The organism is Mucilaginibacter lappiensis (assembly GCF_900155965.1).
GTDB classification, from domain to species: domain Bacteria; phylum Bacteroidota; class Bacteroidia; order Sphingobacteriales; family Sphingobacteriaceae; genus Mucilaginibacter; species Mucilaginibacter lappiensis.
Window position 1 is genome coordinate 964536 of sequence record NZ_FTMG01000001.1, and the last position, 22886, is coordinate 987421.

The window sequence follows — 22886 nt, forward strand, 5'->3', positions numbered from 1 at the left end:
GCACTGCTTTAAGGATTTGTATGGATCAAACAGGCTGCTTTACGGCTTGTTTACCCGGGTTAAAGTACCTGATCAACAAAATTTCGGCGGCCAGAAAAATCAATGCCAAAATTATACAAAGTTTCCATAATTGTGTGCCAAAATTTGTTTCGGCCACAATACCTTTTAATGAAGTGTTACCACCTGTTAATAAGGCGGTTGAAGCAGGCATCAATTGTTTCAAGTTAGCCTGGCTCAAATAACTCATGTCAGATTCGCTGCGGTTATCGTTAAAGGCCAGCGTAGCCAGCGTACTATCCTGCTTTTTCAGCGTATAGATCCCGGTTTCGTGTAACTGATCAGACAGGTACAGCATCGTGCTCCCCTCCTGCTGCCGCACATCCGGAATGGTGCTTTGATCGCCCTTCACCAGCTTAAGCAGTTGCTTTTCGGTAACCTGCACGGGTGGTATCTCCAGTGTCTCATCCTGACCCAGGGTATAAAACAAAGGAAGGTCATGTCCGCTTAACAAGGCTATCCGGAACAATGTAGGTACAAAAAGAGCGTGCCTGGGCAAATTGCTATATGCTTCATCAAGCGGAACGGCGGCTACGTATACTTTACCGCGACCAAGGTTATAACCCGCCCAAAAGGTTTGTCCGCCACTTAGTTTCATCAGGTTATCTGACCTTGCACCCGCGTCGCTTAACTGGTAATATTTTTTAACTACCGGCAGATCGGGATTTTCGGGAAAATTCTCAAACACATTTTTAAATACCGGGCTTTGCCTGTTCAGGGTCGATACTTTGGTGGCCTCGGTCAGCAGTTTTTCGGGCCAGGCAGCATTCATTGGTTGCAGAAATGCGCGATAGTTGGCCAGGTCGGCATCCGCGGCTGGGAAAACAACCAACGTTCCGCCTTTGGCAACATAGGTTTTTAACTGTTGCGCCAGACCTGTGGATATAGCTTTTATATCACTGATCACTACAATAGGCAAACTGTTAAGCCCTTCATAATCTACATTACCATCGGGCACACGCTGCGCGGCAAAAAACGGATCAGAAGCAAATACAGCCTTTAAATATGGATTAGGTGTACCACCGTCAATCAACAATACCGGCATTTGTGCACTTACATTAAAGCTGAAATAAAATTGATTATCAAACGTAACCGGATTATCCTGCAGTTCAACCAGGCCCTGTTGCCAGCCGGCTTGTAAACCCATAAAGGCTAGTGTATCAGTTTGTACCACACGGGCTGGAATAGTGTAACTACCCAATGCTTTCTGCGCGCCATTGATGGTGACTTTTAGCGGTACTTTATCGGCCTTTTCATCGGCATAATTGTGTAGCCTTACCACTAGCTTTTCGTTTTCCCCCGGCCGATGCACCGCGCTTAGCAACCAAACAGAATCAACTGCTACATTGGGCAGCTTACCAGCTTTAAGCTGTATCAAGCTGATGGCTATACTGGTATCTGTTTTTAATGACTTGCTGGCCATGTTTTTTTGAAGATCGGAAATAATATAAGCCGATTTGATAGCCCCCGGCTGTGTAACTAACAGGTTCTGCTGACGGTTGATGATTTGCTGCAGGGTACGGCTTTGCGCGCTGATCTTTACCTGATCGACAGCGTCATTAAACTCATCGCGACTTAATAGGCGCTGGTGTTTACCCTCAAAATCCTGCGTAAGTAGCTGAAAACGGTCATTGATACTATAGGCCGAGGCAATTTCTTTGGCTTTTTGTTTGGCATCGTCCAGCAGCGAGCCTTCCCGGTTAAGGGTTTCCATGCTGTAGGAGTTATCTACAAAAATACTTACCGCATTTTGACGACCGGTATTGTTGGCGTTTTGCCCCGGCAAATACGGCCTGGTAAAAGCTAGCACCAGGAAAAACAAGGCTAATAAACGTGCAGTTAGGATCAGCCTTTCTTTTAAATTTCGGCGCGATGCCTGCTGCTCCTGGATCTCTTTTAAAAACTGAACGTTGCTAAAATTCACTTTCTGGAATTTACGAAAGTTGAACAAGTGGATGATGACCGGGATAGCTAATGTAAGCAGTGCAAATAAAAAAGCCGGATATATAAAGCGCATATTTTATCGGTGCAATAGGCAGATATACAAATGTGCAGATTTTATTTCAGATGTACAGATATGCGGATGTGCGGATATGCAGATTAGTGTTATGAATCGATACATCGATCCGCGCTTCGCTGGGTGGGGTAAGTCGTCGTTACTATCCTTATCCCCTATTCCAAACAGAAAATTAATTAAATATTTGTAAGTAAATAATCATTTACTTACTTTTGTATTGAAATTAATAATCAAGGCATTATGCGCCCAAAGAATTTAGAAAAAGAAGAAGCCATCCGTACCATAGCCCTGCAAATTATTGCGGAGGAAGGGTTGGAAAACCTCACCATGCAAAAGCTGGCCAAGGCTGCCAATATATCGCCACGTACCATTTATATTAAGTACGACAATAAGGAGGATCTTTTGGTAAAGCTCTTTATTGAAGAAGTGTTGAGTGCTTACGAGCAGGCGGTGCTGAAAGACTTTCAGTTTGATATGGATTTTTCCGAAGGCATAAAAAAACTCTGGCTAAACGGCTTTGCCTATTTTAAAAACAACCGCCATGCTTTTGTTCTGATGCAATATGGTAAATCGTCGCCCCTGCTGAATAAGGCTTATCAGCAAAAAAGCATTAAACAGGGTGATTTTTTCGGGCCTATTATGCGTTTCCTGGAACACCATGTAGTGGCGGGCACTATCCGGAATTTTCACCACGACATACAACGGGCCCTATTGTTTTCGCCTTTGATTGACCTGATGAGTGAGTATTTTGATTACCAGGAAAGACCTGAACAGATTATCACCGAAGAAACGCTTTTACAATGCTGCGATGCGGTGATAAAAGGAATGTTGAAATAAATTAAAACATAAAAAAATGAACAATATTAAAAATAAAAAGATAGCCATTGTAGGCGGTGGCCCGGGTGGCTTAACATTGGCAAGGCTACTGCAAATGAATGGCGCCGACGTAAAAGTATATGAAAGGGATATCAATAAAGATGCCCGGGCAAAAGGTGCTACGCTTGATCTGCATCAAGACTCGGGCCTGAAAGCGTTGCAGGAAGCCGGGTTGATGGACGCCTTTAACGCTAACTTCCGTCCCGGTGCCGATAGGGTGCGCATTATTGACAAAGACGCCAACATCGTTCTTGATGAACATGACACGCCCAAACGAGAAATGGACAGGCCCGAAATTGACCGGGGACCGCTGCAAAACATCCTGCTTGATTCTTTACAACCCGGTACGGTGGTTTGGGACAGCCATTTTTTAAGTATGGTATCACAGGGCAATTCCTGGAAACTGGAATTTAAAAATGGCCTTTCGGTTATTGCCGATATGGTGATAGCTGCTGATGGGGCAAATTCCAAATTGCGCCCATATATTACACCCATTAAGCCTTTTTATTCGGGAGTTACCGCTATAGAGGGGGCCGTTCATCATTCCGAAACAGCCAGCCCTAAAATGCATCAACTATTAAAAGGCGGTAAAATATTTGGAATGGGTAATGAAAAAACCCTGATCGTAAGCTCCAAAGGCGATGGCAGTTTGGTGTTTTACGCAGGTTTAAAAACTGATGAAAATTGGGTTAAAGATTCTGGTATAGATTTTACCGATAAAGCACAAGTACTCGCCTGGTTCAAAACAGCATATGCCGACTGGGACAGCGTATGGCAGGAATTGTTTGAAAACGCGAGCTATGCCTTTGTGGCGCGCCCGCAATACTGCATGCCTTTTGACCAAACATGGGAAGCTTTGCCGAACCTCACCATACTAGGCGATGCCGCGCACCTGATGCCCCCTTATGCCGGCGAAGGCGTGAACATGGCCATGCAGGACGCCCTGGAACTAAGTCAGTACTTACTCAGCGAGGATTTTGCCGATACACAGTCGACTATAGCTGCTTATGAAGCCCAGATGCGGGTAAGGGCCAGTGAAATAGCCATGATCACCATGGAATCAACAGCCGCATTACACTCGCCGCAGGCTATCGACTTTTTGCTCAGTATCATCGGCTAAGTTTAAAACAAAATGCCACTCGCGTTCTTTTGTATAAACAAACAATACAAGGAATGGAGTGGCATATCGGTTGTTCGGGTTTTCATTATAAAGATTGGAAAGGGCGTTTTTATCCCGCAGATCTGCCACAGCGTAAATGGTTTGATTACTATTGTGAACATTTTAAAACGCTGGAACTCAATGTAACCTTTTATCGCTTTCCACAACTGTCGTTCCTGCAAAACTGGTATGGTAAAAGTCCGGCAGATTTTCGTTTTGCGGTAAAAGCGCCGCGCGCCATCACCCATTACAAAAAGTTTAATGATACAGCAGAGCTCATCACCAGTTTTTATGATACCATTAACCAGGGATTACAGGAGAAACTTGGCCCGGTGCTATTTCAGCTGCCGCCAAGTTTCACTTATGATGATGAAAAGCTCGATCGCATTATCAGCAGCCTAAATCATTCTTTTAAAAATGTATTGGAGTTTCGCCATGTAAGCTGGTGGAATAAATCCGTTTATGAAAGGCTTGCCAAACACAACATCACTTTTTGCGACATGAGTCACCCGAGTTTGCCCGATGATGTGATACAAAATACGCCTATAGTTTATTACCGTTTTCATGGTGTACCCGTGTTGTACCGATCTCCTTATTCCATAGATTTCCTCGAAAAAATCATCAACACGGTAAAACAAAATCCTGATACCCGCGAAGGGTGGTTTTATTTTAATAATGATTTTGACGCCGTTGGCGTTGGTAACGCAAATGATATGATTTCGTTGACTAAATAATTTTTTAATCTCAACAATTAAATACATTTTGCTGCCGGATTTTAAACCACTTATTTATCTATGGAATTTAGACGATTAGGAGAAACTAAGCTTGCTGTTTCGGTTATAACCTTTGGTGCCTGGGCAGCCGGTGGCTGGATGTGGGGTGGTAATGACGAAAAGGAAGCCATTGAAGCCATGCGCGTATCCTACGATATGGGTATCACCTCTATCGACACCGCACCTATTTACGGACAGGGTAAAAGTGAAGAACTGGTTGGCCAGGCCATAAAAGGTTTGCCTCGTGATAAAGTTCAATTACTCACCAAATACGGCATGCGCTGGGATTTGGCTAAAGGCACTTTTGGTTTTAAAAGCCAGGATAATGATGGTAAGGATATCGATATTTACAAATACTCTGGTAAAGAAAGCATCATACTGGAATGCGAAAACAGCCTGAAACGTTTAGGTACCGACTATATCGACCTGTACCAGATCCATTGGCCGGATGCCTCTACACCTATTGATGAAACCATGGAAGCTATATTGCGCCTTAAAGAACAGGGCAAAATACGCGAGGCCGGTGTAAGCAACTATGATATACAACAAATGGCTACTGCCGAAAAAAGCATCAAGCTAGCCTCAAACCAGGTACCTTTCAGCATGGTGAACCGTGATATTGAGGATGAGTTGATCCCCTACTGCATTGAAAATAAAAAATCGATACTGGCTTATAGTCCGCTGGAACGGGGTTTGCTAACCGGAAAAATAAAACCGGGGCATCAATTTGATGCTGGTGACCATCGCGCGGATCACAAATATTTCAAAGAAGAAAATATCAGGCGTACCAATGAATTCCTGGCTAAAATAAAACCCCTGGCCGACGAAAAAGGTGCTACCCTGGGGCAATTAGTAATCCGGTGGACCATCAACCATCCGGGTATAACCATAGCGCTTGTAGGTGCCCGTAATGCAGCGCAGGCTAAACAAAACGCCAAAGCTATCGAAATCCATATCAACGGCGAAGAAATGGAGTTTATCAATAACCAGTTGAGCGATTTGGAGATTGTTGGGTGATTTTTGAGCATATAGCCAATTGTCATGCTGAGCATAGCGAAACATCTGTTATACGACCGGCATCTTGAAGAAGATCCTTCGTTCCTCAGGATGACAAAATATAATTATAAAACAAAAAGAGCGGTATCAAAATGATACCGCTCTTTTTGTTTTACTCCTCCTCCCGATGCCTTCTCCTGTGTTTCTTCTTTTTCTTTGATTTTGACGAAGATGACTTATGCTTCTTTTCAGATTTCTTCTTAGTAGTTGTAGTTTTCTTTTCCACGTTCTGTTTAACAGGCGTGGCAGCTACGGCCCCTTTTTTATCAGCGACATCAGTCGAATCTTTGCTGAGTTGTTTTACAGTAAACTCATTACCTCTTAAACCATACTCCAGCTGGCGTTTGGCGCCGGTAGGTTTAGCCTCTTTTCCGCTGCCACTGTAAATTGGAAATTCCCGCATCAGTTTACCATCGCGAATGTAAAAATTGTCGTTACCCCGATAGCCCTTGCGCTGCGAACTGTTTAGTTTCGGAAAATCGAGCTTATTGGCTTTGTTGTTACTGAACTCGAAAGCATAAATACTGGCGTAATTGGTGGTATCTTTTGATTTGGCCTGTATCAATATCTCCGGATTCCCATCCAGATCCATATCGGCATTGTATGCATCCACTATAGTACCGTCAAGATCACCAGTGGTAGTGGTATATTTTATGGCCGACGAATCGGAATGCAGGATCATGAATGATCCGGCGTCTAACGAACCTCGCCCCCAGCTCAATATATCATAGCTTTGCCCTGGTGATACCTCTATCAATTTATGAAACCTGAAAGGCGGCATCAGTTCCGGCTTTTTAGCCACCGGAGCTGTTGCCACGGGCTTTTGTTGGTTACCACCACAGCCCGCAATTACGGCACCTATTAATAGCGCGAAAAGATAAAATCTGTTGGTCATTTTATTTTACAGGATATTAATTATATAAAGTATCTGCTGTTAATTCAGCTTTTTGTTTGCCCGGCGCGTTGATGAATACTTTTAGGCTACTTGGCCCGCCCGCATCAACATATTTTAAAGTAACCTTGTGATAGCCTTTTAATAAGGGTACTGCACCTGCCTGTTCGGTAACTGCATGTTTGCCATCATTATCAACCACCGGCTGACCATCAATCAGTAACACCGACCCATTGCCTGAAAGGGTAGAAAAGCCATAATTTCCATCAGCATCAATATTCAAATAGCCCGAATAGATAATGCCATATTTACCCTTGCTTTTCCGAAAATCGATAGTGCTGAAAGTTTTAACAGCGCCGCTGTCGGCAGCCGGTAAATTGGTTAACTGGCTGGTAGCCGTATAAGTACCGGGGAATAACTGATATTTTACACCTGGTGTTGATCCTGCATAATTAACGGCTGTCATTGGTGCTTTATTATACATTACGGTACGCGTTACCACGCTCCTTTTGCCCGATGGGGTGATCACGATGGTTTGCAATTCGCGATATTGATCAGGCGGAACAGACAAACTCAGCGGAATGGTATAGATCAGATCGGTCTCTCTTGGAGTATAACCATCAATGGTATAATATACTTTTGCCCCCTCTACCGATGGTTTTAAGGTAGCGCTCAACTGCGTACCTATCATCACCGTGTCTTTAGCGCCGATAGCCACAGGCACGCGGTAATTGATATTGTTTTTATCCAGCCAGGCTAAATGACCAGGCAAACGGGTTTCTGAAAAATCTTTAAAGTTCTTATTGGCCAAAGGCGACCAGGCCACTTCTGACAGGGCCATCAACCGCGGCAGCAACATATATTCTACTTTAGCATCGGTTGCTATATACTCTGTCCATAAATTAGCTTGTACTCCTTCTATGTATTTTTGTTCCTCAGCAGTTAGAACAGCCGGTGTTGGGTTATAGCTGTATATTTTTGATAAAGGCTCGTTGCCACCTATGCTCAAGGGTTCCTGGCTGGGTTTACCCTGACCATGATCGATATATAAACCGCCACTTCCCGGCGTCATGATCACGTTATGTTTTTGCTGGGCCGCTGCAATACCTCCTTCTTCACCCCTCCAGCTCATTACCGTGGCATTGGGTGCAAGACCGCCTTCCAGTATCTCGTCCCAGCCTATAATGCTGCGCCCTTTGGAATTCAGGAATTTCTCTATTCTTTGGATAAAGTAGCTTTGCAAGCCGTGCTCGTCCTTCAGGTTTAATTTTTTAATCAACTGCTGGCAAAAGGCCGATTTTTTCCAGGCATCCTTCGGAGCTTCGTCGCCGCCAATGTGGATGTATTTACTTGGAAAAAGCTCCATTACCTCAGTTAGCACATCCTGCAAAAAGCTGAATGTTTTATCAGACGGGCAATAAATATCCGGAAATACGCCCCAGGTTTCGGCTACTTTAACAGGAGTTCCGGGATCGCAGCCTAATTCAGGATAGGCAGCCAAAGCCGCTGAAGAGTGACCAGGCATCTCAATTTCAGGAACAATGTTAATATATCTGTCAGACGCATATTTGACCACATCCCGGATTTGATCCTGGGTATAAAATCCGCCGTATGGCGTACCGTCAAATTGCTGCGGGGTGCGATCGCGATAACCACCAATTAAGGTTTGTGCACGCATACTGCTGATCTGTGTAAGCTTTGGATATTTCTTTATTTCAATTCGCCAGCCCTGATCTTCAGTGAGGTGCCAGTGAAAAGTATTCAGCTTGTAGGCAGCCAACAGGTCAATGTATTTTTTAACCAGTTCCACCGAGAAAAAATGACGGCCCACATCCAACATTGCTCCGCGATAACCAAAACGGGGATAATCCTCTATCTCGACACATGGAAATTTAGCGGTAGCGCTACTTTCCAGGGGCAGCAACTGTAAAAGTGTTTGTACTCCATAAAAAAGCCCCGAACCTTTACCGGCAACTGTGATTTGTTGCGGGGTAATGGTTAAACGATAACCTTCGGCAGGTAAATTATCGGTACCCTCGGCTGTTAACTTGATCAAATTTGCGTTTGGATGGTTTTTCATCATCGCTTTTACCACAACCGACTTACGATAGCGCATGTTGTTCGCCAGGTAATCTTTAAAAAACAAAACCGCTTTGTTTGAGGGCGAGTCGGCCTGGATAATGGTTTCCTCGCTCAATATAAACTGGCCAAGAGATTTTTTTAATGAAACAGGAGCTGGAATGATGCCCAGGTTAGGATCGGAGTCTTGTGCTTTTGCCATGGTTACAAATACTGTTAACACAGCAAAAAGCACGTAAGATGCTTTTTTGTACATATTTATTAATCAGGTTGGTACGAAGTGGTGAATATAGATGTTTTTAAAAAAATACAAGAAGTTTGGCATGTAAAAAATCTATGCTAAAACGAATTTATTAGCGATATTATCCTTTTAACCATCGCCTATGTCCTCACGGCAACTTCCAACGCCGTTGTCTGTGTTCTCACAGACAACGGCGTTGGAAGTTTGATGTGTAAATAACATATAACAACCACACTAGATTTTCCCTATCTTGATCATAATCTTAGTAGAACAAACACGTTGATAAATATGCTTCAATACAATATTAACTGGGTAAAATTTGGAACAGGAATTATCTTTAGTGTGATACTGTCGCTCAGTGTTCATATTGTTATGCTTCAGAGCATGAATGTAGCATTTCCTGATTTGGCCATTATTACTACGCCTTACAAATTCATTAGCCGTGGGATTTCAGTCCTGAGTTTGCTATTTTTTTGGGAATTAGCAGATAAGAAAATCGGCTATTCTTTCGCAAAAAAATGGATTTTGTTGGTTATTCTCGATGCGATGTTGACGGAAACACTTTTTAGGGGGCCATTCATGAATGGTTATTGTACCAAGTCCATAAGCTTTATGCTTATAAGCAACATCCCAAAGTTGATGACGACTGCTGTGACGTGCGGATTGATAGTTTTTACCGCTCCAAGACTAAATAAATTTTTCTTGAAATGCCTGGCTGCAGCCGCCATAGTCGCTATTTCTATGTTTGTCGCGGGGCCATTAATAGAAACAGCCTGGAAACCGGTAATGAACACCATAGCTCACCTTGCTCCTACAGGTGAATGGTGTAAATTGCCTTACGGCCCTGAAGTGCTCGTACCTGCATATATCAGCTTTATTGAACCTGTTATAGCTTGTGTGATCATGGCCATGTTAATTTGGGATCAACTTTCACCAACAAGGTGGTTCAGGTATTTGCTGTTCATTTTAATTGTATTAGCTATAAGAAATCAATTGTTGCTACCTATATTTTACGCAGTATTGGGCAAAGGTATTTTTGTAATGAATTTGGCAAGTGAAGGTCAATTTGCCTTGGAAGCTATTGTTTTAGCCATAACAGCAGGTTTTACTTTTGAGTGGAGCTTAAAAAGATAAACATCCAAAACACTTGATCATGATACTCCCGAAAATGGATCAAAAAGAAAGCGCCAACTGTTTCCAGTTGGCGCTTAATATATTTCTTTACCACCCTTTAGGAGGGTGGGGGGCTTAACTTATGCTGTAACCACGTGCTCCTTAGCGGCCAGGTAACGTTCGGCATCAATGGCGGCCATACAGCCTGTACCTGCAGCGGTAACTGCCTGGCGGTAGATGTGATCCTGGGCATCACCGCAGCAAAATACACCTTCTACGTTGGTTTCTGTTGATCCCGGGCGGGTAAGGATATAGCCTGTTTCGTCCATATTTAACCAGCCTTTAAAAATATCAGTATTAGGGTGATGACCTATGGCTACAAAGAAGCCGGTCACATCCAGATCTGTTTCTGCATTGGTTTGGTTATTGATCACACGTACACCGGTTACGCTTTGCCCGTCGCCAAGGATCTCTTTGGTTTCGGTATTATAAAGAATCTCGATATTAGGTGTATTCAACACGCGGTGTACCATTGCTTTTGAAGCACGGAACTCATCACGGCGAACAATCATATAAACTTTACGGGTTAATTTAGCCAGATAAGTAGCTTCTTCGGCAGCGGTATCACCGGCGCCTACAATGGCCACATCCTGTCCTTTAAAAAAGAAACCATCACATACGGCACAGGCCGAAACACCAAAGCCGCTGTATTTTTGTTCAGACTCCAGACCCAGCCATTTAGCTGATGCGCCGGTAGCAATGATCACCGTATCAGCAGTAATAGTTTTATTTTCATCGATAACCACTTTATGTGGTAGGCTCGAAAAATCGACAGAACTAGCATAACCAAAACGAATCTCGGTACCCAAGCGCTCGGCCTGTTTGCGCAGATCTTCCATCATTTCGGGGCCCATGATACCTTCAGGATATCCGGGAAAATTCTCTACCTCGGTAGTTTGGGTAAGCTGACCGCCGGCCAGTAAACCAGTGTACATAACGGGTTTCAGATCGGCCCTTGAAGCATATATTGCGGCGGTATAACCGGCCGGCCCTGAGCCTATGATAAGGCATTTGATGTGTTCAGTTTCTTGAGACATTGTTATAAAAAAATGTAGGCGAATTTACGATTTATCTGTCTATCAGACAATAGGTGAATGGTCAATACTGTGCCATCATTTACCTGTATTAGCTTTCAGCACCCGCATCACGTTGCCCCCTAATATTTTATCGATATCCTTTTCAGTGTAGTTAAGTTTAAGCAGCTCCGCAGTTACTTTGGGATAATCTGCAACACTATCCATCCCCAAAGGAAATGATTCGGATCCATCAAAATCTGAGCCGATGCCTACGTGATCGATGCCTATCAATTTGACGATATAATCAATGTGTTGAATGAGCATGCTTAAAGGCGGACGTAATTTGTCGGCCTCGGCCTGATGCAGAGAGCTTGTTTTGATAAATCCCAGGTCAGCATCATTATATACTTTGCCAAGCGAATCAATCTCGGTTTTATATTTCAGATAGAAGGTAGTCACCTTAGCAGCATAAGTACTATCTACAAAACCGCTGTAAAAATTCACACACACCACTCCCCCGTTTTTTGCAAGAGCCTTAAGCTGATCATCTTTCAGGTTACGCCTGTTCGGGTTGATATTGTAAACGCAGCTATGTGAAGCAATGACCGGCTTATTGGTAGTAGCCAGCACATCATAAAAAGTACGCTCGCCTACGTGCGATACGTCCACCATCACACCTAATTCATTTAAATGATGTACAATTTGTTTGCCATAATCCGTCAAACCCAGATGTTTTAAACTATCTTTTTTGATCACCTCGTCACGAGCAGATGTGGCCCAGGAAGTACTGTTGTTCCAGGTGAGGGTTAAGTAGCGCATCCCTCGTTTGGCCAGGCTATCAATATAATCCATCCTGTCTTCTATCATATGCCCGCCTTCTACACCTATCAACGCAGCCAGCTTTTTCTGATCAACCGCTTTCTTCAATTCAGCACTGTTACGTACCAATACTATTTTATCAGGGTTGCGTTTGATGAGCGCATACAGGGAATCAATTTCCTGGTTAGCCTGTGCAAAGGCTGTGCCCTTGCCATACTTTTCACCGCACCATATCGAAAAGATCTGCGCATCCAACCCACCCTCTTTTGCCCGTACCAAGTCAAAATTACCCGTACTTTGCCGTTTGCCCAGATCGTTTTTAGTAATCAGTTGGGTCGACAATACATCATTATGCGTATCAATCAAAATAGCTCTTTGATGGATTTGCTGCGCGTTTTGCGCCGATAGTTTCAGAGAAAAGAGTAGTAAAGGGAGTAGCAGTTTTTTCATGTTTCAAGATAAGGTTTTAGCCCGTGATTATAACCTAAAAAGTATGTCATTTCGAGCGAGAGCGTGGCAATCTCCTCAATTGTTTATAAATGCGAGGAGATTGCTTCGTCGTTCCTCCACGCAATGACATGATGGGAGATTCCATGTTTCCTTCAATTATTTACGTTTGTATCACCCCCACATTAAACGCCTTTTCAATAGGCGCGTGATTCGCCGCTTCAATACCCATGGATATTACCTTGCGCGTTTCCAATGGATCAATGATGCCATCAACCCAAAGCCTTGCTGCGGCGTAATATGGAGTGGTTTGGCTGTTGTACCTGTCGGTTATTTGTTTCAGCAGCTCGGCTTCTTTTACTTCATCAACTACTTCGCCCCGGGATTTTAAGCCGGCAGCCTGTATTTGCAGCAGGGTTTTGGCGGCCTGCCCGCCCCCCATTACCGCGATTTTAGCCGATGGCCAGGCGTATATCAACCTGGGATCATAAGCTTTACCGCACATGGCATAATTACCCGCACCGTAGGAGTTTCCTATTACGATGGTGAATTTAGGCACAACAGAATTGGCCACCGCATTCACCATTTTTGCGCCGTCTTTGATGATGCCTCCCTGCTCTGACCGGCTACCTACCATAAAGCCGGTAACATCCTGCAAAAATACAAGGGGGATCTTCTTTTGGTTACAGTTCATGATAAAGCGGGTGGCTTTATCGGCCGAATCGGAATAAATAACACCGCCAAACTGCATTTCTCCTTTTTTTGACTTGATTACCTTGCGCTGGTTGGCTACTATACCTACTGCCCATCCGTCGATACGGCCCAGGCCGCAAATAATGGATTGACCGTAGCCTTCCTTATATTCCTCAAAAGCCGAGTCATCTACCAAACGTAAAATAATCTCCCTCATGTCATAGGCTTTCTCGCGATTATCAGGCAGAATGCCATAAATATCCTTTTCGTTTAGTTTGGGGGCAACGGGCTTTATACGATCAAAACCTGCTTTGTTATAATCGCCCACCATACTCATGATGTTGCGGATAGAATCTAAACAGGCCTGATCATTTGGCTGTTTATAATCGGTAACCCCTGATATTTCGCAATGGGTTGTTGCTCCACCAAGTGTTTCGTTATCTACATCTTCGCCTATGGCCGATTTAACCAGATACGATCCAGCCAGGAAAACCGAACCGGTGCCCTCCACGATCATAGCTTCATCACTCATGATAGGCAGGTAAGCACCGCCGGCTACACAAGAGCCCATAATAGCCGAGATTTGGACAATGCCCATACTACTCATGATGGCATTATTGCGAAAAATACGCCCAAAATGTTCTTTGTCTGGAAATATCTCATCCTGCATTGGCAAATAAACACCGGCAGAGTCGACCAGGTAAATGATGGGTAAGCGGTTTTCCATGGCAATCTCCTGTGCCCGCAAGTTTTTCTTAGCGGTTATCGGGAACCACGCACCGGCTTTTACAGTGGCATCATTAGCCACCACTACGCACTGCCTGCCCGATACATAACCAATGCCACATACTACTCCGCCTGAAGGACAGCCGCCATGTTCGGCATACATACCATCGGCGGTAAAGGCACCCATTTCCAGCCAGGGTTTGTCGTCGTCAATCAGATAGGCCACGCGTTCACGGGCCAGCATCTTGCCTTTTTCTTTTTGTTTGGCTGCGGCCTTTTCGCCACCGCCCTCATGTACTTTTTTGAGCCTGGTATTAAGCTCATAAACAAGTTGTTTGTTTATATCCTCATTGATATTGAATGCGATATCCATAATTGGTTTATAGTAGGAAAACGTAAATTAGGAAAAATTAAAGGATCAAAAGCTACTGAATCGCTGTTTTGTTTTGCACATTATAGCGTAAAAAATCTTTTGACATTGCTAATCAACTATTTATCTTGTTCAAACATTTAGGTGGCAACACGCATAAGATAACGTAAAAACACGTATCTGAATTATCAGCAAACGCTATACCTTTATTGCATAAATACTCATCCCTATATGATACAACAAACCAAACACTATGGCTGGTTACCTGACCTGCCTGACTACCGCGACTTTCAATATGCAGTTGTACGCCACGAAGCCCTGGCCCAACCCGCTCCTACACTAGTAGACCTTCGCGCACAATGCCCACCCGTTTATGACCAGGGGGAACTAGGCTCCTGCACAGCCAATGCCATAGCCGGCGCTTTTCAATTTGAGTTGATGAAACAAAAGCTGGCTGTATTTAATCCTTCAAGGTTATTTATTTATTACAATGAACGTGTTTTAGAAGGTCATGTTAATGAAGATAGTGGCGCTCAATTACGCGATGGTGTAAAATCAATTGCTACTCTGGGTGTTTGCGACGAAACATTATGGCCATACAACGTTAGTCAATTTGCACAGCAGCCAACACCATCGGTTTATACAAGTGCGCTGGCAAACAAGGCATTGCAATATACCCGTTTAAATAATACTGCTATCAATGAGTTAAAAACGTGCCTCGCCAGCGGCAACCCTTTTGTGTTTGGTTTTACAGCTTACCAAAGCTTTGAAGGTGATGCCGTGGCTAAAAGTGGTATTTTACCAATGCCCGCCCAAACTGAAAGCGTGATAGGCGGTCACGCGGTAATGGCTGTGGGTTATGATGACCAAAAGAGCGCGTTTATTGTACGCAACAGCTGGGGTGATAGCTGGGGGCTGCAAGGCTATTTTTATATGCCTTATGACTACATTACCAGCACCAATCTGGCCGACGATTTTTGGACCATTAGCCAAGTAGCTTAGATTTTCACGTTGTACGTATTACATTATAAGTTATATGTTTTTATTATAATGATAATATGATGTAGAGCACGTCTCATAAAAATTCAACATTAATAATCCAAACGTAATACGTACAATATATTAAAGATGCAATCATCGGTCATTAAAGCCTTGCAGCACTTAAGCAATAAGCCCGAAAATTTATTTGTAAAAGTTATTGAACATGGCAGTATGTCGGTAGAGATATACCGGCCGGTAAATATTGATCCCCAAAAACCACATCTCCAGGACGAATTATATGTGATCATTAGCGGGCATGGGGAGTTTTTGAACGATGGCGTACGTACAACTTTTCAGCAGGGGGACGTATTGTTTGTGAAAGCCGGCGTTGAGCACCGTTTTGAAAACTTTACCGACGACTTTGCTACCTGGGTTATTTTTTACGGCCCTGAAGGCGGAGAGTGAGTTTTGGATATGCGGATGTGGGAAGATGTGCGGATATGCAGATGTGTTGATTTCAGATGCTTTGATTGTTTATCTATACACCCGCACATCTATCTAAGGTTTCTGTTTTTTATCTGCACATCTAAAATCCGCACATTTGCACATCTACATAAGGTTTCTGTCTTTAAACCAAACCTCATCTGGTGTAACATTAAAACCATCCATGAGATTAATCAATTCTATAGGATCACCGGATGTGATCACTAGGTTGCGGTTGGCTGGTTTCATGAATTTTTGTTCAACCATTTCATCTAATTGTTTAAGCAAAAAATCGTAGAAGCCGTTTACATTCAATAAACCTATTGGATGTTTATGAAGCCCTAATTGCAGCCAGGTTAATGCCTCAAAAAACTCCTCCAGGGTTCCTATGCCACCGGGTAGTGTGATGATGGCATCGCAAAGATCATTCATCATTTGCTTGCGCTGATGCATATTTTCAACAATATGCAACTCGGTTAAACCAGTGTGCCCAACTTCCTTATCCATCAAAAACTGAGGAATGATGCCAATAGCTTTACCACCACCTTTCAGAACACTATCAGCCAGCAGACCCATTATCCCCACTTTACCGCCGCCATATACCAGGGTAATGTCTCGGGTTACCATGAGTTCGGCCAGTTGTTCAACCGCTTGTTTCAATACCGGGTCGCCATTGAAATTGGCACCACAGAATACGCAGATAGCTTTCATTATTGGGATTAGGTTAGATATGTTGTTGATTCAGCTAGATTATGTTGAGTGAGTTGATTCAGGTGACTTAGTAAATTAAGAAAAACTTACCCAACTCACTCAACCTAATTAACTAAAAAACTTACCTGCTGGTATAGTTAGGTGCTTCTTTAGTGATGGTAATATCATGCGGATGGCTCTCACGCATACCAGCTGCAGTGATACGCACAAATTTAGCTCTTTGCAGATCCTCGATATTGGCAGCACCACAGTAGTGCATACCGGCGCGTAAACCACCAATGTATTGGAATATTACCTCGCCCATGTTACCTTTAAATGGTACACGGCCAACAATACCTTCAGGAACCAGTTTGGTCACCACATCAGTCTCATCCTGAAAATAACGGTCTTTTGAACCTTTAGCCATCGCTTCAACCGAACCCATACCACGGTATGATTTAAATTTACGGCCTTCATAGATAATCGTTTCACCAGGTGATTCTTCAACGCCGGCAAACAAAGAGCCTGCCATAATAGAGCTTGCGCCAGCGGCGATAGCCTTAACAATATCGCCAGTTTGTTTGATACCTCCATCGGCAATTACCGGGATGCCGCGGCCTTCTAATGCTTTGGCACATTCATAAACCGCGTAAAGCTGCGGAACACCCACACCGGCAATAATACGGGTGGTACATATAGAACCCGGGCCAATGCCTACTTTTACCGCATCGGCACCGGCATCGGCAAGAGCAAGGGCTGCATCGCCGGTTGCTATGTTACCGGCTATAACCTGTAAATTGGGATATAATTTTTTAACTGCCTTAACCATATCAATAACTCCCTTTGAATGGCCGTGAGCGGTATCAACCGTAACCACATCCACACCAGCGTTAACCAGTGCGGTTACACGGTCAATGTTATCCGCAGCAACTCCAACAGCGGCACCTACACGTAAACGACCAAATTCGTCTTTACAGGCATTAGGGAAGTTTTTTACTTTTTGTATGTCTTTATAAGTGATCAGTCCTACCAGTTTACCATCTTTATTTACTACGGGCAGTTTTTCAATTTTATTGCCTTGTAAAATAGCCGCGGCTTCAGTTAGTGTAGTACCTTCAGGGGCAATGATCAAACCTGTTTTGGTCATCACTTCACTTACCGGTACCGACATATCTTTCTGAAAACGCAGGTCGCGGTTAGTGATGATCCCTTTCAGTTTATGATCCGCATCAATTACCGGGATACCACCAATGCTAAACTCTTTCATGATCTGGAAAGCATCTGCAAGCAAGGCATCTTCCAACAACGTTACAGGATCTTGTATCATTCCGCTTTCTGAACGTTTAACTTTGCGCACCTCGTCTGCCTGGGCCTGTATGGTCATGTTTTTGTGCAACATGCCTATACCACCTGCCTGTGCTATGGCAATAGCCAAACCAGATTCGGTAACGGTGTCCATAGCTGCTGAGATGATTGGAATGTTTAACCGGATGCTTTTTGTTAAAAAAGTACTGGTGTTAACTTCGCGCGGTAAAACTTCTGAATAAGCCGGGAGGAGTAAAACGTCGTCGTAAGTTAATCCTTCGGCAACAAATTTTAATGGGTCTAACTGCATAGCAAATAATTATTTTGGAGTTATTATTTGCCGGGCAAAGCTACCTTTTTATTTTGGATTTCGGATGTTTGATTTCGGATTTATTTAAAAGTTAATCAAAAATTGCCTTTTAATGATAAATCTAATTAGGGATTTGGAGAATACAGAACTATAAAAAAGCGTCATTGCGAGGAACGAAGCAATCCCCTACTTACAGAGTAACTCTGCATGTCGGGGATTGCTTCGTTCCTCGCAATGATGCGCGGTAAAAACAGTTCGAATGGATCGTGGATTAAGTAAATCCGAAATCGAATATTCGAAATCCGAAATTCAAAAATCCTAATATTTCCCTACGATCACCTTGTAAAACTGATCGAAGTTGAGGTATTTATTAGCCAGGTCGCGCAGTTCAACCGCGGTTGTTGTTTTTACTGTTGTTGCGTACCTATCGTAATAATCATAATCTAAACCGGCAAAATAGATACTTTTGAATTTGTCTGCATGTGAAAACACATTCTCCAGGCTGCCCAATAATGATCCCAGCATAAAGTTGCGTACCAGCGATAGTTCCTCTTCGGGCACTAATTCGGTTTTGAGTAATTCGAGTTCTTTTTCAATTTCGCCGATTGCGGCTTTGCACACATCGGCTCCAACCTCGGTAGCAATAAAGAAAGCTCCGCCTTGTTTAAAAGAATTAAGACCAGAACCAATACCGTAAGTATAGCCCTTATCTTCGCGGATATTGGCCATCAACCTTGAACCAAAATAACCACCAAAAACGGTATTTAATACCTGCAAAGGCTGAAAATCGGGGTGGTTACGGTTAACTACAGGCAGCCCTATCCTGATAGCCGATTGCAGGGCATCCGGCTTTTCGACAAAATAAAACAGCTCAGCGGCAGGTTTAAGTTCAGGTTGTGATGTATCCGCTGCAACAGGGCCATTTGTCCAGCTTTTATCAAAAGTTTCTTTGATCAGTGTTAACGTGTCAGATTCAATTTTACCTGCAATAATTACGGTACAATTTCCAGGCTGGTACATTTGTTTAAAGTGAGCTTGCAGATCTTCGCGCTGCAGGCTTTTATAATTATCAAAGCTTGCGCTCAGGCCATAAATAGTTTCTCCGTAAATAGCCTTATTAAAATCGCGACGGGCAACTACATCATTTTTCTGAAGACTTACCTGTAATTTCTGTTGCTGGTTACGCTTAAATGTCTCCAGCTCTTTTTCCGGGAATACCGAATTGGTAAGGATATCCAGAATTACCGGCAGCGTATGGTGTAAATGTTTATTTAAGCTGTACAAAGTAACCAACGAATTCTCGTACCCGTAATCAACCTGTAAAAAGGCGCCATAGAAATCAACTTTATCAGCAATTTCTGAGGCGGAAAGTGTAGATGTTCCCTCGGTAAGCATGGTATTTACAGCCATGTTAAGCAAAGGTTTGGCCGCGTCAAAACGCAGATTGTTAAATATCCATTCAATTCGTACCAGCTCCTGGTCGCCTGAGTTAAAACAATAAACATTACAACCGTTATCCAGCTTTTTATGTTCAGGTTTTATGAGTTTTATGTTTTCAATAGCCTTAAAATCCGGGGCTAATTTTCTGTTGATCATGTTTTTTATTTTTTGTCTGAACCGGGATTTATTTAAGCTAATGCAGATTCAGTCTTTTCGGCCAAATAAACAAGAGTTGATGAATTATCTTTTCTGAATATTTGAGTGGCTGTATCCTTTATCTGAGCAGCAGTTACAGCCAGATATTTAGATGTTTCCTGATTAAGCATTTCGGCATCGCCAAGTAATTCAAATGATGCCAGATTCATGGCTTTGTCCAGTAGTGACATTTCCGAAAAAACCATGGTCGATTCGGTTTTGTTCTGCACCTTGGTCAGTTCATCTGCCGGGATCTCTTCATTTTTAACTTTTTCCAATTCTTCCCACAGGGCAGCTTCTGCCTGTTCTATACTCACATTTTCGAGCGGTTTACCTTCCAGTACAAACATACCTTTATCCAGACTACTAGTAATGTAAGCATGCACTTCGCTGAATATCTGCCTGTCCTGCACCAAACCGCGGTATAAACGTGATGAGTTACCACGCGAAAGTACATCAGACAACAATTCTGTTGCATAAAAGTCATCATCCAATCTGCCACCCATCTGAAACGCGATGTAAACATCATTCAATGGAACTTTAGCGGTAACCGTTTCGCGGCGCTCCTCGTGTTGATCTGCTTCTTGTGGTAGGTTACGGTGATACTTTTCGCCAGCCGGTATAGGTGCAAACCATTTTTCGGCCAGTTGTTTTACCTGCTCAGTAGTAACATCGCCGCCAACCACCATAATGGCGTTTTGCGGAGTATAATGCTTTTTAAAGAAGGCTTTTACATCTTCAATGCGGGCATCTTCAATATGTTTAATGGTTTTACCAATAGTAGCCCAACGATATGGGTGTTGCTTATAAACCAGAGGACGCAGTTTTAACCATACATCGCCATAAGGCTGGTTCAGGTAGCGCTGCTTAAACTCTTCTATAACCACGTTACGCTGTACTTCCAGGCTTTTTTCGCTAAAAGCCAGGCTTAGCATCCTATCGCTTTCCAGCCAAAAAGCGGTCTCGATATTAGCGGATGGAAGCGTGATATAATAGTTGGTAATATCGTTGCTGGTAAAAGCATTATTTTCGCCTCCTACCCTTTGCAGGGGTTCATCATAGCTGGGTATATTTACCGATCCGCCAAACATCAGGTGTTCAAATAGATGCGCAAAACCGGTTTGCTCAGGATTTTCGTCGCGGGCGCCTACATCATACAGAATGTTAAGCACCGCCATTGGGGTAGTATTATCTTCGTGAACAATAACCCGAAGACCATTATCCAGTGTGAAACGGTTGAATTTAACCATGTAGTAATTTTAATTTAAAAACGGGTAAAGGTATAATTTTTAGCTTTGGGTGTATATACTTACCAGGTATAAATTACAAAAAGCTTAAAAACAGCCCTATAAATCAGCCTTTACTCAATTAATGTGTTAGGGGTACTCACAAAAACCTACAATTTCCAAACCAATAAAGCACATTCCATGACAACAAGAAATTGTTAAATTTGTTATAACATGCTTACCCGTCAACAACTTATTGAAGAACTATCGCACACATTAGGTAAAACCAAAGTATTAAAGTTGACTCGTATTTTAGAGGAGCAGCATTTTGCTTTACGCGATTTGATCGATATTACTTTTGATCAGGATAAGGTGATCGGCTTCCGTGCGGTGTGGATATTAGAGAATATGTTTTTGAAAGATCCTGAACATTATCTGAACGATCTGAAATACTTCGCATCGCGGTTTAAAGGAGTAAGCAATCCAAGTTGCATGCGCCATTATACCAAACTGATCATGTATATGACCGATAACTCATCACCAGCTTCCGTTAGGCAAAAACTCCAAACCATTGATCTGGAACCGGTAGTTGAACAACTTTTTGACTGGATGATTGATCCGAAAGTTAAGGTTGCAGTAAAGGCCTTTGCCGGCAAAGCGCTTTTTAATTTAAAGGATCGTTATGATTGGATTGCGGAAGAATTAGAAGGTCAGCTCCAAATATTTTTGTGTGATAAAAGCGCCGGCATGCGATCGGCTGCAAAAAGTACATTGAAATTAATTCAAAAATAATGTGCCGATTTGGGACATGCATAATCCCTGAACTGACGGGCCATTTTGTTAAAAAAGTGGGTTTACATGGTTTACACATTTCATGGCTTAAATTGACATATATTATTAAAAATCAATAACTTAACTACAAAACCATCACATAATGTGTTAACCATCTTTGAGCAATGAATTCCATGTCATTTTCAGTCGATGTGAAGCGGCGAAACCCTCAACGTAATTAATCTTCAAATCCAAACACCCACATATTTGCACATCTGCACATTTGAAATCTGCACATCCGCACATCTACATTAAGCCGATGGCCTGTCGTTACCATGTAAATGATCACTTACCTGGTGATGATGTAGTTTTGCAGCAATAGCTGATTCACTATTATCGGCATAGGTTCCGTAAGCGTTGATCAGTACCCCTTTAAGGTTATATTTAGGCGATGATACCGCGTAAATGATCGACATATCATCTGGATTACTGGCTCCCTCAAACCTATAAAATTCATCAATTTCAAAGTCGTCGGCACTCATATGTATATTTTGTGCTTTATCATCTATAGTATCACCATCCAGGCTCAGATTGGCGGTATATCCCCTTTTTATAAGGTCGTTAGTGGCATCCACTAAGGTTTCGTAACTTCTCATGATGGTGATATTTTGTTTAATGTAACAGGATACAGGGTTTAGCTGCTTAATATGTACAACCACTAAACACGTACCTTGTTTGAATAAGGTGGCCCTAAAACAAAAAAACTTACCTTTAGATTAGCTTCAACAAGAATAAACGAGTTGTTATTATTGTTGAAGCTTTCTTTTTGCTTCTTTTTCTTTGTTAACAACTCCGATTTTTGTTAAAAAGATTAACACTGACAGAGGCACATTAAAAGACTTACCAGGCTTAAAGGCCTATACTTCGATTCAATCCTCTGTCAGTTTGTTTAAACAAGCATCAAATAGAAATTAGAGTTCTCAGGCTCATTAGTAAGGTATTGATTGTGTTTAAACAGGTTAATCTTGATTTATTAACAATCAAAAGCAAAGTTATGGAATTCACCTATTTCATCGGCACCGATGTGTCAA

19 protein-coding genes are annotated in these 22886 nt (G+C 42.8%); 8 read left to right on the forward strand and 11 right to left on the reverse strand.

The window, feature by feature from the left end:
- Positions 1 to 25: 25 nt before the first annotated feature.
- Positions 26 to 2074 carry a BatA domain-containing protein gene (locus tag BW976_RS03880; RefSeq protein WP_076370519.1) on the reverse strand — a complete coding sequence of 683 codons (2049 nt, stop codon included), beginning with the start codon at positions 2072 to 2074 and terminating at the stop codon, positions 26 to 28.
- Between the two features lie 240 nt (positions 2075 to 2314).
- On the opposite strand from BW976_RS03880, the gene BW976_RS03885 reads away from it, so the two are divergent.
- The 4 genes from BW976_RS03885 to BW976_RS03900 are packed head-to-tail and all read left to right on the forward strand — an operon-like array spanning position 2315 to position 5899.
- Positions 2315 to 2911 (forward strand): TetR/AcrR family transcriptional regulator, encoded by a 597-nt coding sequence (locus tag BW976_RS03885; protein WP_076370521.1) that lies wholly within the window; start codon positions 2315 to 2317, stop codon positions 2909 to 2911.
- A gap of 16 nt (positions 2912 to 2927) precedes the next feature.
- On the forward strand, positions 2928 to 4070 hold the full coding sequence (locus tag BW976_RS03890) for an FAD-dependent oxidoreductase (protein WP_076370523.1): 1143 nt from the start codon (positions 2928 to 2930) through the stop codon (positions 4068 to 4070).
- A gap of 53 nt (positions 4071 to 4123) precedes the next feature.
- A complete protein-coding gene (locus tag BW976_RS03895; protein ID WP_076370525.1) occupies positions 4124 to 4843 on the forward strand; it encodes a DUF72 domain-containing protein in 720 nt (239 codons plus the stop codon).
- 60 nt (positions 4844 to 4903) lie between these two features.
- Entirely contained in the window at positions 4904 to 5899 is a 996-nt protein-coding gene (locus tag BW976_RS03900) for an aldo/keto reductase (RefSeq protein WP_076370527.1), read from the forward strand.
- A gap of 151 nt (positions 5900 to 6050) precedes the next feature.
- On the opposite strand, the gene BW976_RS03905 is transcribed toward BW976_RS03900, so the two are convergent.
- Both BW976_RS03905 and BW976_RS03910 read right to left on the reverse strand, forming a co-directional pair.
- On the reverse strand, positions 6051 to 6833 hold the full coding sequence (locus tag BW976_RS03905) for a hypothetical protein (protein ID WP_076370529.1): 783 nt from the start codon (positions 6831 to 6833) through the stop codon (positions 6051 to 6053).
- 16 nt (positions 6834 to 6849) lie between these two features.
- Positions 6850 to 9111, reverse strand: coding sequence for a family 20 glycosylhydrolase (locus BW976_RS03910; RefSeq protein WP_076370690.1), 2262 nt, complete (start codon positions 9109 to 9111; stop codon positions 6850 to 6852).
- 327 nt (positions 9112 to 9438) lie between these two features.
- On the opposite strand from BW976_RS03910, the gene BW976_RS03915 reads away from it, so the two are divergent.
- Entirely contained in the window at positions 9439 to 10284 is an 846-nt protein-coding gene (locus BW976_RS03915) for a hypothetical protein (RefSeq protein ID WP_076370531.1), read from the forward strand.
- A 119-nt stretch (positions 10285 to 10403) separates the two neighbouring features.
- Here BW976_RS03915 and trxB read toward each other — a convergent pair whose 3' ends face one another.
- The 3 genes from trxB to BW976_RS03930 all read right to left on the reverse strand — a co-directional run bounded on the left by trxB (position 10404) and on the right by BW976_RS03930 (position 14397).
- On the reverse strand, positions 10404 to 11360 hold the full coding sequence (gene trxB, locus BW976_RS03920; protein WP_076370533.1) for a thioredoxin-disulfide reductase: 957 nt from the start codon (positions 11358 to 11360) through the stop codon (positions 10404 to 10406).
- Positions 11361 to 11435: 75 nt separating this feature from the next.
- Positions 11436 to 12608 carry a dipeptidase gene (locus BW976_RS03925; RefSeq protein WP_076370535.1) on the reverse strand — a complete coding sequence of 391 codons (1173 nt, stop codon included), beginning with the start codon at positions 12606 to 12608 and terminating at the stop codon, positions 11436 to 11438.
- 160 nt (positions 12609 to 12768) lie between these two features.
- Positions 12769 to 14397, reverse strand: coding sequence for an acyl-CoA carboxylase subunit beta (locus BW976_RS03930; protein ID WP_076370537.1), 1629 nt, complete (start codon positions 14395 to 14397; stop codon positions 12769 to 12771).
- Positions 14398 to 14625: 228 nt separating this feature from the next.
- On the opposite strand from BW976_RS03930, the gene BW976_RS03935 reads away from it, so the two are divergent.
- On the forward strand, positions 14626 to 15396 hold the full coding sequence (locus BW976_RS03935) for a C1 family peptidase (protein ID WP_076370539.1): 771 nt from the start codon (positions 14626 to 14628) through the stop codon (positions 15394 to 15396).
- Between the two features lie 126 nt (positions 15397 to 15522).
- Positions 15523 to 15840 carry a cupin domain-containing protein gene (locus tag BW976_RS03940; protein ID WP_076370541.1) on the forward strand — a complete coding sequence of 106 codons (318 nt, stop codon included), beginning with the start codon at positions 15523 to 15525 and terminating at the stop codon, positions 15838 to 15840.
- Between the two features lie 144 nt (positions 15841 to 15984).
- Here BW976_RS03940 and BW976_RS03945 read toward each other — a convergent pair whose 3' ends face one another.
- The 4 genes from BW976_RS03945 to BW976_RS03960 form a co-directional block, all read right to left on the reverse strand.
- On the reverse strand, positions 15985 to 16569 hold the full coding sequence (locus tag BW976_RS03945) for an LOG family protein (protein ID WP_076370543.1): 585 nt from the start codon (positions 16567 to 16569) through the stop codon (positions 15985 to 15987).
- A 121-nt stretch (positions 16570 to 16690) separates the two neighbouring features.
- A complete protein-coding gene (guaB, locus tag BW976_RS03950; RefSeq protein ID WP_076370545.1) occupies positions 16691 to 18163 on the reverse strand; it encodes an IMP dehydrogenase in 1473 nt (490 codons plus the stop codon).
- 318 nt (positions 18164 to 18481) lie between these two features.
- The gene (locus BW976_RS03955) at positions 18482 to 19759 is read right to left on the reverse strand and encodes a M16 family metallopeptidase (RefSeq protein WP_076370547.1); all 1278 of its coding nucleotides are present in this window, start codon (positions 19757 to 19759) and stop codon (positions 18482 to 18484) included.
- A 32-nt stretch (positions 19760 to 19791) separates the two neighbouring features.
- Entirely contained in the window at positions 19792 to 21048 is a 1257-nt protein-coding gene (locus BW976_RS03960; protein ID WP_076370549.1) for a M16 family metallopeptidase, read from the reverse strand.
- Positions 21049 to 21258: 210 nt separating this feature from the next.
- Between BW976_RS03960 and BW976_RS03965 the strand changes: the two genes are divergently transcribed.
- Positions 21259 to 21816: a hypothetical protein gene (locus tag BW976_RS03965; protein ID WP_076370551.1), complete on the forward strand. Its 558-nt coding sequence runs from the start codon at positions 21259 to 21261 to the stop codon at positions 21814 to 21816.
- A gap of 290 nt (positions 21817 to 22106) precedes the next feature.
- Here BW976_RS03965 and BW976_RS03970 read toward each other — a convergent pair whose 3' ends face one another.
- Entirely contained in the window at positions 22107 to 22451 is a 345-nt protein-coding gene (locus BW976_RS03970) for a phosphoribosylpyrophosphate synthetase (RefSeq protein ID WP_076370692.1), read from the reverse strand.
- Between the last annotated feature and the right edge of the window lie 435 nt (positions 22452 to 22886).

Excerpts from the sequence above, each read along its gene's own strand:
- BW976_RS03880 (WP_076370519.1), bottom strand. The coding sequence starts at position 2,074 with ATGCGCTTTATATATCCGGCTTTTTTATTTGCACTGCTTACATTAGCT.
- BW976_RS03885 (WP_076370521.1), top strand. The coding sequence starts at position 2,315 with ATGCGCCCAAAGAATTTAGAAAAAGAAGAAGCCATCCGTACCATAGCC.
- BW976_RS03890 (WP_076370523.1), top strand. The coding sequence starts at position 2,928 with ATGAACAATATTAAAAATAAAAAGATAGCCATTGTAGGCGGTGGCCCG.
- BW976_RS03895 (WP_076370525.1), top strand. The coding sequence starts at position 4,124 with ATGGAGTGGCATATCGGTTGTTCGGGTTTTCATTATAAAGATTGGAAA.
- BW976_RS03900 (WP_076370527.1), top strand. The coding sequence starts at position 4,904 with ATGGAATTTAGACGATTAGGAGAAACTAAGCTTGCTGTTTCGGTTATA.
- BW976_RS03905 (WP_076370529.1), bottom strand. The coding sequence starts at position 6,833 with ATGACCAACAGATTTTATCTTTTCGCGCTATTAATAGGTGCCGTAATT.
- BW976_RS03910 (WP_076370690.1), bottom strand. The coding sequence starts at position 9,111 with ATGGCAAAAGCACAAGACTCCGATCCTAACCTGGGCATCATTCCAGCT.
- BW976_RS03915 (WP_076370531.1), top strand. The coding sequence starts at position 9,439 with ATGCTTCAATACAATATTAACTGGGTAAAATTTGGAACAGGAATTATC.
- trxB (WP_076370533.1), bottom strand. The coding sequence starts at position 11,360 with ATGTCTCAAGAAACTGAACACATCAAATGCCTTATCATAGGCTCAGGG.
- BW976_RS03925 (WP_076370535.1), bottom strand. The coding sequence starts at position 12,608 with ATGAAAAAACTGCTACTCCCTTTACTACTCTTTTCTCTGAAACTATCG.
- BW976_RS03930 (WP_076370537.1), bottom strand. The coding sequence starts at position 14,397 with ATGGATATCGCATTCAATATCAATGAGGATATAAACAAACAACTTGTT.
- BW976_RS03935 (WP_076370539.1), top strand. The coding sequence starts at position 14,626 with ATGATACAACAAACCAAACACTATGGCTGGTTACCTGACCTGCCTGAC.
- BW976_RS03940 (WP_076370541.1), top strand. The coding sequence starts at position 15,523 with ATGCAATCATCGGTCATTAAAGCCTTGCAGCACTTAAGCAATAAGCCC.
- BW976_RS03945 (WP_076370543.1), bottom strand. The coding sequence starts at position 16,569 with ATGAAAGCTATCTGCGTATTCTGTGGTGCCAATTTCAATGGCGACCCG.
- guaB (WP_076370545.1), bottom strand. The coding sequence starts at position 18,163 with ATGCAGTTAGACCCATTAAAATTTGTTGCCGAAGGATTAACTTACGAC.
- BW976_RS03955 (WP_076370547.1), bottom strand. The coding sequence starts at position 19,759 with ATGATCAACAGAAAATTAGCCCCGGATTTTAAGGCTATTGAAAACATA.
- BW976_RS03960 (WP_076370549.1), bottom strand. The coding sequence starts at position 21,048 with ATGGTTAAATTCAACCGTTTCACACTGGATAATGGTCTTCGGGTTATT.
- BW976_RS03965 (WP_076370551.1), top strand. The coding sequence starts at position 21,259 with ATGCTTACCCGTCAACAACTTATTGAAGAACTATCGCACACATTAGGT.
- BW976_RS03970 (WP_076370692.1), bottom strand. The coding sequence starts at position 22,451 with ATGAGAAGTTACGAAACCTTAGTGGATGCCACTAACGACCTTATAAAA.